Here is an 8,507-nt window from a genome sequence, read left to right on the forward strand (position 1 = left end):
ACTCTTCTTCCTCTTTTACTATTCTTATTTACAGGGCTTCAGACATTTGTCCTCTTTAATTTCCACAAGAATAATATCCTCTCCAATCCTGCGGATACACTCAAACGGAATAATATACTCCGCATCATACCCAAGAAATCCACAGATTCTTCCCGGTCCCGGTACGATCAATGCTTCCACACACCCTGAACAGATATTGATCAGCAGATCGGCAACATAACCAAGCCGTTTGCAGTCACACATATTAATGACCTCCCGCTCTTTTAATCCGCAAAATCGAATCCGTTCCTCTTTCATACTGCACCATCCACCGGACTTCTTATTATATTATATGAACATCTCCCCTTGTTGTCAGCATGTTTTCTAAAAATCTCCGTCCTTGTGGCATTTAGCTTCTGTCCACCAGTAATTCCTTTTTATACTGTGCATTTTTGCCAACTAATGATTGCAATTTCCATAAAAAAATACTATAATTTTTATATATTTTTTATCGCCGTTGTCTGCGTCATATGTTTTTCATACGCAGACAATTCAAATTCTGAGAAACAGAGGGATGTAATATGAAGAAAAAAGTTGTTGTTGCATTAGGACACCGCGCACTCGGAACCACACTTCCGGAGCAGAAGGTTGCCGTTAAAAAAACTGCAGTTTCCATTGCAGATCTTGTTGAAGAAGGATACCAGGTAGTAATCACACACAGTAATGGGCCTCAGGTTGGTATGATCCATACTGCTATGAACGAATTCAGCACCAATCATCCGGATTATACCGCTTCTCCGATGTCAGTCTGCTCTGCTATGTCGCAGGGTTACATCGGATACGACCTGCAGAATGCGATTCGCGAAGAACTGATCGGACGCGGCATCTATCGCAGCGTATGCACCGTTATCACACAGGTAACTGTTGATCCATATGACGAAGCATTCTATACACCAACCAAGATTGTCGGACGTATCATGAACGCAGAAGACGCTGCCGCTGAACGTAAAAAGGGCAATTATGTAGTAGAAGTTCCTGGTCAGGGCTTCCGCCGTGTCGTTGCTTCTCCAAACCCGGTTGATATCGTAGAAGTTGATGCCATCCGCACCCTTACCGATGCAGGACATATCGTAATCGCCTGCGGTGGTGGCGGAATCCCGGTGCTCCAGCAGAACAATCACCTCAAAGGTGCCAGCGGAGTCATCGAAAAAGACCTTACTGCCGGCAAGCTTGCTGAACAGATTGATGCTGATGAACTCATCATCCTGACCAGTGTGGAAAAGGTATGCTTAAACCACGGAAAAGAAGATGAAGAAGAACTCGATACTATCTCCGTAGAACAGGCTAAGCAGTATATGGATGAAGGACACTTCGGAATCTACAACATGCTTCCAAAATTCCAGGCATCCGTAGGATTCATAGAAAAGAAAGAAGGAAGAAGTGCTCTGATTACTTCTTTTGATACTCTGAAAGATGCTCTGAAGGGTAAAACCGGAACTGTTATTGAATAACTGTACAAAAGGGACGACATAAAGGACTCCGTTTTCTGTGGGTAGAAATGGTGAAGAGTCCGTAGAGAAAAAATGCACCAGTAATTTGGATACCGGGCTGATTCGCGGAATAATCCTGATGATTATTCCACTCAGCAGCCCTCTGGATTTCGTGCTTGTAGCACGAAACCAGATCCGAATTACTGGTGCATTTTTTCTAACGAACTCTAGCACCGTTTCTAATCACAGAAAACGGAGTCCTTTATGTCTGTGCGCTGGCAAACTTTTAGTTTCATAAGCATTCACACTAAGCACTTTATTCCTACCACCTGCCATCTCCTCTACTCGCCCCACCACATACCGGGGGCAGCCTCCAGGCGTCCCCCCGTGGAATACAGCAAGGCAGGGACAAGTAGATTCTGTTTTTTTATGTTAGAAAGCGGCGATTAGGGTCCGTTGTAAAAAGGCAGCCGGTAATTTGGATCTGGTTTCGTGTTTCATACACGAAATCCAGAGGACTGCTGAGCCGAATAATCATCAAGATTATTCAGCGAATCAGTCCGGTATCCAAAATTACCGGCTGCCTTTTTACCTACGGACTCTTCGCCGCTTTCTCCTCATAAAAAAACAGAATCTACTTGTTCCGGCCTGTATGTCATCCACCAAACGCTTACCCCTGAACCTGTAACAGCTTCGCTTTCAGTTCAGCTTCGATGCGCTGCATTTCCACCTCTGCCTGCTGACGTTTCTGGCGGCCTTCCTGTTGGATCTGCATGACTTCATCGAAGGTTGCGATCAGCGATTCATTGGTTGCTTTTAAGGTTTCAATATCTACGATTCCACGCTCGGATTCTTTGGCAGTCTCTACAGTAGCAATCTTCAGCTTTTCTGCGTTCTTGCGCAGGAGTTCATTGGTCATATCGTTGACCTCTCTCTGGGCTGCGGCTGCCTGTGCGGAATGTTCTACACCAAGGGCGAGTACCATCTGGCTTTTCCAGAGTGGGATCGTATTGACGAGTGTAGACTGGATTTTTTCTGCCATCATTGTGTCGTTTCCCTGTACCAGACGGATCTGTGGTGCGGTCTGCATGGCGATTGTCTTGGTCAGTTCCAGATCATGCAGCTTTTTCTCAAAACGTTCACATCTGGAATCCAGATCTTTTGCTGCCTGTGCATCCTCGGCAAGTCCACTTGCCATCGCTTTATTCTTCAGTTCCTGTAGCTCGCCGTTTCTTGTCTCGGCAAGCTTCTGCTTTCCGGCAAGCACATACATGGCCAATTCTTTATAATATGTCAGGTTCACTTCATACATCTTGTCCAGAAGCGCAATGTCTTTCATAAGCTGCACTTCGTGAGATTCCAGTGCTTTGACAATATTGTTTACATTGGTTTCTGCTTTTGCATATTTGGCTTTCATTGCCTGGATCTTGTTTCCGCCTTTTTTGAAGATTCCGAGGAATCCTTTTTCCTCTTCCTCATCAAATCCTTTCAGTTCTGTCACCACATCACTCAACAGTGTGCCAACCTCTCCAAGATCTTTTGTTTTTACATTTTCCAGTGCTTTTTCTGAAAAATCTGCGATCTTCTTCTGGGTTCCGGCTCCGTACTGAAGAATCATGTTCGAATTGGCGAGATCAATTTTTTCTGCAAATGCACTGACCATATTCTTTTCTTCCGGTGTCAGGACGATCTCCGGTGTTTCCGGTTCTGCCTCCTGATAAATCTGCGGAGTCTCTTTTTTTTCTTCCTGGAACGGATCCAGCGTCAGCTCCGGTGTCACATTAAATTCTTCAAAATCGTTCATACTCTTCTTCCTCCTGAGACTTTATTTTTTCATTCCGTCCTCTTTCAGACCTTCCTGTGCAAGCATGGTATTCAATACGGAAATATCCGATGAGACATCCCACATGGTATCCTGAAACAGGTCATCCAAAAGCTTCTCAAACGCCGTATTTAAAGTATCGAGCGTTGCCTCAATCTCACGTTTTGCAGTCTGGATATTTTCTCCATCAACCGGCTGTCTGTCAAGCTGTTCATATGCTTCCAGAAGCTTGATCGTCGTCGGAAGATAATATTCCATCAACTTACGGATATCCGAAACTGACTGTGGATTTTCTTCCACCCGGTCGAAGATCCGGTCTACCAGCATCTCCATCCGGCTGATCTTTGCGGAAATCTCTTCTCCCGGAATGGCTTCATTACACTCGTGGATCTTTCTGATAAAAGCATCCCCCTGGTCAATGATCTTCTGCACCTCCGGTGCCAGCTTTTCATTCTTTGCTTCTTTTTCTTTTGTATTTTCCTGTGTCTTCTCTTCTTTCTTTACCGGCTCTTCCGCTTTCGACTGCTGTCTGCGAGTTTCGATCTGTAAATATTCTTCGTAAGCACGGTTTGACAGGATCAGGCATTTCTTCTCACCATCCATGTGCCCCTGACGGAACCAGCCTTTAGAAATCATTCTTTCCAGATCCTTTGTCACAAATTTTATGGATTTTCCGGAATTGCTTCCGATCTCCGAAATATTGCAATACTCTCTGCCTGCAATCCTGCGGCTGTAGTTCTTGAATCTTCCAACCTGTTTCAGAAGCTTAATGCCCCATCCTGTGATCATGCCACTTGCTGCCGTAAACAGTCCAAATACCGCACGCATGATCCATAAAGCCCCCGGACTTTCCGGCAAAGAAGCAATACAAGATGCAAGGAACAGAATCAGAAATATAAGTGCTATGCTTCCGCCTACTGCGATCATGACAATTCCGCCTGCCTTTGTTCCCGTCGTCGATCCATACAAGACAGGTGACTGCTGTGCATTGCTGTATCCATACCGGCTGCTGCCCTGTGATTCCGCCTTATAGTCCTGCATATCCGGATTCCATGCTCTTCCATTTCCATCCGTTCCGCTCCACCTGTAAGTTCCAAACGGAGGTACACCTCCTCCAGGCGTTCTTCCCCATCTGTCAGTCCCGCCCATCTGTCCATATCTTCCACGCGGTCCTCCCGGACCTCTTCCCATATTTCTCGTTGCCTGATCAAACGCATTTCCAAAAGAACGCATGCCCTGTTCCGCGCCATTTACCGCACCATTCACTGCCCGGTTGATCGTATCTGTGATCGTCTGGTTCAGCTTCCGGTAATCCTGCGAGTCTACAGCATCCTGCACGGTTCGTCTGATCTCTTCTCCAAATCTTTCCCAATCCTGCATTTTCAGCTTCTCCTTTATTTTGAAAACTTGATCCTGTCATCAATTCCGTGCGAAAGAACATAATCAAAAACGGTCTTTGGCACCAGATCATCCCACTTTTCATCTGCCAGGATCCTCTGCCGGATCTGGGAACCTGATACCCCTTTTTCCTCTTTAGTCCTTCTCCAGAGAACTTCCACCGGAATTCCAAGCTTCTCAAAACGCTTCTCATTGTTCGCAGTCCATTCATCACAGATACTCATAAAGCAGACCGCACCCTCCGGCAGATACTGCCCCAGATATTCCACTCTGTCAATCGGAAATGGGATGATCTCAAACTCTTCTCTCGGCACTCCGAAACTGAGCAACGTATCACGAAGCATCTCATAACGCTCAATATAAGTCAGAGGATTAGCGCTCCGTCTTACCCGGTAATTGTCTTCCTCACCCCCTGATACGTGCAGATCATCCGACATAGTGATTCCTATATAAAGCCTTTTGCAGCGCATCTTTGCTGCCAGAATATATTCCACATGTTTGAGATGCAGAATCTGAAATCTTCCATATACCAGCCCTTTTTCTATCATTTATACGTCCCTTGCTTTCTGTAATTTTATCTTTTCAATGATGTTGAGGTCAAAAGGTATTTTAACCCTTTTGATACCAGATTGCTACGTGCTTTGCACTCTCGCAATCCTTTTCAATTAGTCTATCTGTATTCTACTACAGAACGGTCGTTCTTAGCAAGAAATACCTCTGTATACGACAAAAAGATGACTTTCGTCACCTTTTTGTCTTTTTCTTCTATTCAACGATTTTATAATATTCTTTTGCTGTTATCACAAATATGATCACATAAAAGACTGCAAAAATTCCCACTGTACCGGCAGTGCATCCGAAGAACAGCTTTGTATTTTTCAGATAAAATATGGCTAAAAGCTTTGTGATCACCGGAAATGCAACTGCAATATGGATGATTGCCATCGCAAGCGGCAGGAAGAATACCATCATGATCTGGCTGCGGATCGAGCTTTTGACTTCGCGTTTGCTCATTCCTACCTTCTGCATGATCTGATAGCGTTCTCTGTCATCAAAGCCTTCGGAAATCTGTTTGTAATAAATGATCAGCACCGTTGCCATCAGGAACAGGCTTCCAAGATACATTCCAATAAAAAACACACCGCCATACAGACCAAAGAAAGTCTCTTTTTCAAGATATCTTCCCTGTACGCCAGTATGTTCAAATTCACTTTCTGCCTGTGCTTTCAGCTCTTTGACAGCTTTCAGCTTCTGATCTTCGCTGCCCCTTAAATTGAATGACTCCCTCCATTTTACCGGTTTGTCCTCTGCCTCGAGCTGGTATTTTTCCAGATAATCTTTCATAAACTCTTTTTCATCACTGACGATCATATAATATACATTTTCTGTATTAGAATCACTCTTCTTTCCAAAAGGTGCAGTATCCAGTTCCTTCTTGACCATCCATGTTTCCTCATCAATCCTGATCTTATCCTTTCCGTAATTTTCCCCATTTGTAAAAAGAATAGCTTCCTTATCCCCAAGCTCCATCCTTTCGCCGGTCAGCTGATTATAATCTGCCAACCTAATCACATCAAAAAACACTATATCAGATGACGAATTATCCTTTATCATAGCAGAAGTATATTCTTCTCCGTTTTTTATCTTAACAAGCTCTGCCATATGCCAGCTCTTCTCATCTGTGATCTCTACCTGATTATCCCGGCAGATCTTTTCCACCATGTCATGCAGCTTCTTATTTTCCACATCATCAGATACCGAATTTGTGATATACACTTCCTGCGGATACCTTGTTCTTAAGACATCCTCCTTTCCAATGTACAAAGATACGGTAGACGAAATGATCACCAGAACCATAGTACTGAGTACACAGATATTTGACAGCCCGACTGCATTCTGCTTCATTCGGTAAAGCATGCCGGATACGGATGTAAAATGCTTTGTTTTATAATAGAAATTTTTGTTTTTCCGAAGCAGCTTTAAAAAAGCAATACTTCCTGCTGTAAAAAGCGCATAGGTTCCGATAATGACACAGATTACTGCGACAAAGAAAAGTTGAAGCGCCTTAAGTGGTTCTTTTGTCGTAATCGCAATGTAATAACCGATTCCAAGGAAAATGATTCCAGCCATAGTCAGGAACCATTTGGTTTTTGGCTCGCGCTCGCCCTGACTTCCCGCATGCAGAAGATCGATTGGATTGGCAAGCCGGATCTGCAAAAGATTATAGATCAGAGTCAATGCAAAGATCAGTGTGAAAAAGAGAACGGTATTTCCGGCAATCTCCCATGACATCCGAAATGCCAGTTTATCGTCATAATGAATCATTCTTTTCAAAAGTGCATACATCAGCTTTGCAAGCGCAGTTCCGAAAAAGATTCCACCCAGGATACTGACCGCACCGGTTACAACCGTCTCGATCACCAGCATTTTCGCAAGCTGCGGTTTCCCCATTCCGAGAATATGATACACTCCGATTTCTCTTTTCCTTCTTTTGATCAGAAAACTGTTGGTGTAAAACAGAAAGATCAGTGCAAATATTTCAATTACATGAACACTCAGACTTAAAATAATCTGTAATGCTTCCTGGTTCATTGGCGAATTTGCCGCCAGATTCGCCATCATATAATACATCATCACCGTTAAAATGGCAGTCAGTACATAGGGAATATATGTCTTCCGGTTATTTTTCAGATTGGAAATGGCAAGCTTTGTATAAATCGATCTATTCACGGTGCTCACCTCCTGTAGTGAGAACCGTCAAGGTGTCGGTGATCTTCTGGTACATCTCGTCACTGGTCAGATTGCCACGGTAAAGCTGATGAAAAACTTCCCCATCCTTGATGAAGAGGACTCTCTTTGCCGTGCTCGCTGCTTTGACACTGTGCGTTACCATGACAATCGTCTGCCCGTTATCGTTGATCGCATTAAAGAGTCCCAGAAGCTCATCCGTCGATCTGGAATCAAGCGCACCGCTCGGTTCATCGGCAAGGATCAGCTGCGGTTGTGTGATCAGAGCACGTGCAATGGCTGCTCTCTGCTTCTGTCCACCGGATACTTCATATGGATATTTGTTCAGAAGCTTACTGATTCCCAACTGCTCTGCGATCGGCGCGATCCGACTCTCCATTTCCGTGTATTTCTTTCCAGACAAAACCAGCGGAAGGAAAATATTATCCTTCAGGGTTAGTGTATCCAAAAGGTTGAAATCCTGAAAGACGAATCCAAGATTCTGCCGCCGGAATGCTGCCATCTCTTTTTCTCGGATCTTGCTGAGATCATTCCCTTTTAAGTAAACCTTTCCACCAGTCGGCTTATCAAGTGCAGCCAGGATATTCAGAAGTGTAGTTTTGCCACTTCCGCTTTCTCCCATAATTGCTACATATTCGCCTGCTTCTACGGAAAAGCTGACGTTATGCAGCGCCTCTACCTGATTTCCTCCGAAACGGGTTGTGTATATCTTTTTTACGTTCTTTACGTCAAGTAATGCCATGGTTTTTATGACCTGCCCTTCTTTTTTATTTGATAAAGTCATTATAAAAAAGTAAGGGATTTCCTTCCATCGAAGTAAATGACAATTTGTGTGGGGTTTCTTACATTTTTGTAAGGATCGGGTTGGAAAAGACTCATTTGGTGAAAGAGACGCCGCCAGAAAAAATAAATATTCCAAATTCCTTTGTGCAAACCATTCCGATGAACCACTTAGGACGGGAATCATGTTCGGCAATGGCCTCCATGATTCCTGTGTTTCATCTCCATTGCACAGTCGAGTAGACTAAGACCTCTCAATCTTAGCCCCTCACAGATCCGTACGTGCGGCT

At 44.2% G+C, this 8,507-nt stretch carries 7 protein-coding genes; 1 reads left to right on the forward strand and 6 read right to left on the reverse strand.

All coding sequences use genetic code 11. The features are described from left to right. Positions 1 to 24: 24 nt before the first annotated feature. Positions 25 to 282, reverse strand: coding sequence for a PRC-barrel domain-containing protein (locus PGU50_RS00955; protein ID WP_270245990.1), 258 nt, complete (start codon positions 280 to 282; stop codon positions 25 to 27). 278 nt (positions 283 to 560) lie between these two features. On the opposite strand from PGU50_RS00955, the gene arcC reads away from it, so the two are divergent. Further along, positions 561 to 1,490 carry a carbamate kinase gene (gene arcC, locus PGU50_RS00960; RefSeq protein ID WP_022220819.1) on the forward strand — a complete coding sequence of 310 codons (930 nt, stop codon included), beginning with the start codon at positions 561 to 563 and terminating at the stop codon, positions 1,488 to 1,490. 649 nt (positions 1,491 to 2,139) lie between these two features. Here arcC and PGU50_RS00965 read toward each other — a convergent pair. From PGU50_RS00965 to PGU50_RS00985, 5 genes are all read right to left on the reverse strand, one after another. Continuing rightward, positions 2,140 to 3,273, reverse strand: coding sequence for a toxic anion resistance protein (locus PGU50_RS00965; RefSeq protein WP_055262143.1), 1,134 nt, complete (start codon positions 3,271 to 3,273; stop codon positions 2,140 to 2,142). A gap of 21 nt (positions 3,274 to 3,294) precedes the next feature. After that, positions 3,295 to 4,671: a 5-bromo-4-chloroindolyl phosphate hydrolysis family protein gene (locus PGU50_RS00970; protein ID WP_242999970.1), complete on the reverse strand. Its 1,377-nt coding sequence runs from the start codon at positions 4,669 to 4,671 to the stop codon at positions 3,295 to 3,297. A gap of 14 nt (positions 4,672 to 4,685) precedes the next feature. Next, positions 4,686 to 5,237, reverse strand: a complete 552-nt coding sequence (locus tag PGU50_RS00975) for a hypothetical protein (protein WP_055156041.1) — start codon at positions 5,235 to 5,237, stop codon at positions 4,686 to 4,688. A 217-nt stretch (positions 5,238 to 5,454) separates the two neighbouring features. Then, entirely contained in the window at positions 5,455 to 7,419 is a 1,965-nt protein-coding gene (locus tag PGU50_RS00980) for an ABC transporter permease (protein ID WP_270245984.1), read from the reverse strand. Further along, the gene (locus PGU50_RS00985) at positions 7,412 to 8,179 is read right to left on the reverse strand and encodes an ABC transporter ATP-binding protein (RefSeq protein WP_055262162.1); all 768 of its coding nucleotides are present in this window, start codon (positions 8,177 to 8,179) and stop codon (positions 7,412 to 7,414) included. The genes PGU50_RS00980 and PGU50_RS00985 overlap by 8 nt, the downstream gene beginning before the upstream one ends. Positions 8,180 to 8,507 lie beyond the last annotated feature (328 nt).

Origin of the sequence: Coprococcus sp. AM11-30B (genome assembly GCF_027674365.1) — a bacterium.
Lineage (GTDB): Bacteria > Bacillota > Clostridia > Lachnospirales > Lachnospiraceae > Allocoprococcus > Allocoprococcus comes.

Bases quoted from the DNA above. Each gene is read 5' to 3' on its own strand.
- PGU50_RS00975 (WP_055156041.1), bottom strand. From the start codon at position 5,237: ATGATAGAAAAAGGGCTGGTATATGGAAGATTTCAGATTCTGCATCTC.
- PGU50_RS00970 (WP_242999970.1), bottom strand. From the start codon at position 4,671: ATGCAGGATTGGGAAAGATTTGGAGAAGAGATCAGACGAACCGTGCAG.
- PGU50_RS00965 (WP_055262143.1), bottom strand. From the start codon at position 3,273: ATGAACGATTTTGAAGAATTTAATGTGACACCGGAGCTGACGCTGGAT.
- PGU50_RS00985 (WP_055262162.1), bottom strand. From the start codon at position 8,179: ATGGCATTACTTGACGTAAAGAACGTAAAAAAGATATACACAACCCGT.
- arcC (WP_022220819.1), top strand. From the start codon at position 561: ATGAAGAAAAAAGTTGTTGTTGCATTAGGACACCGCGCACTCGGAACC.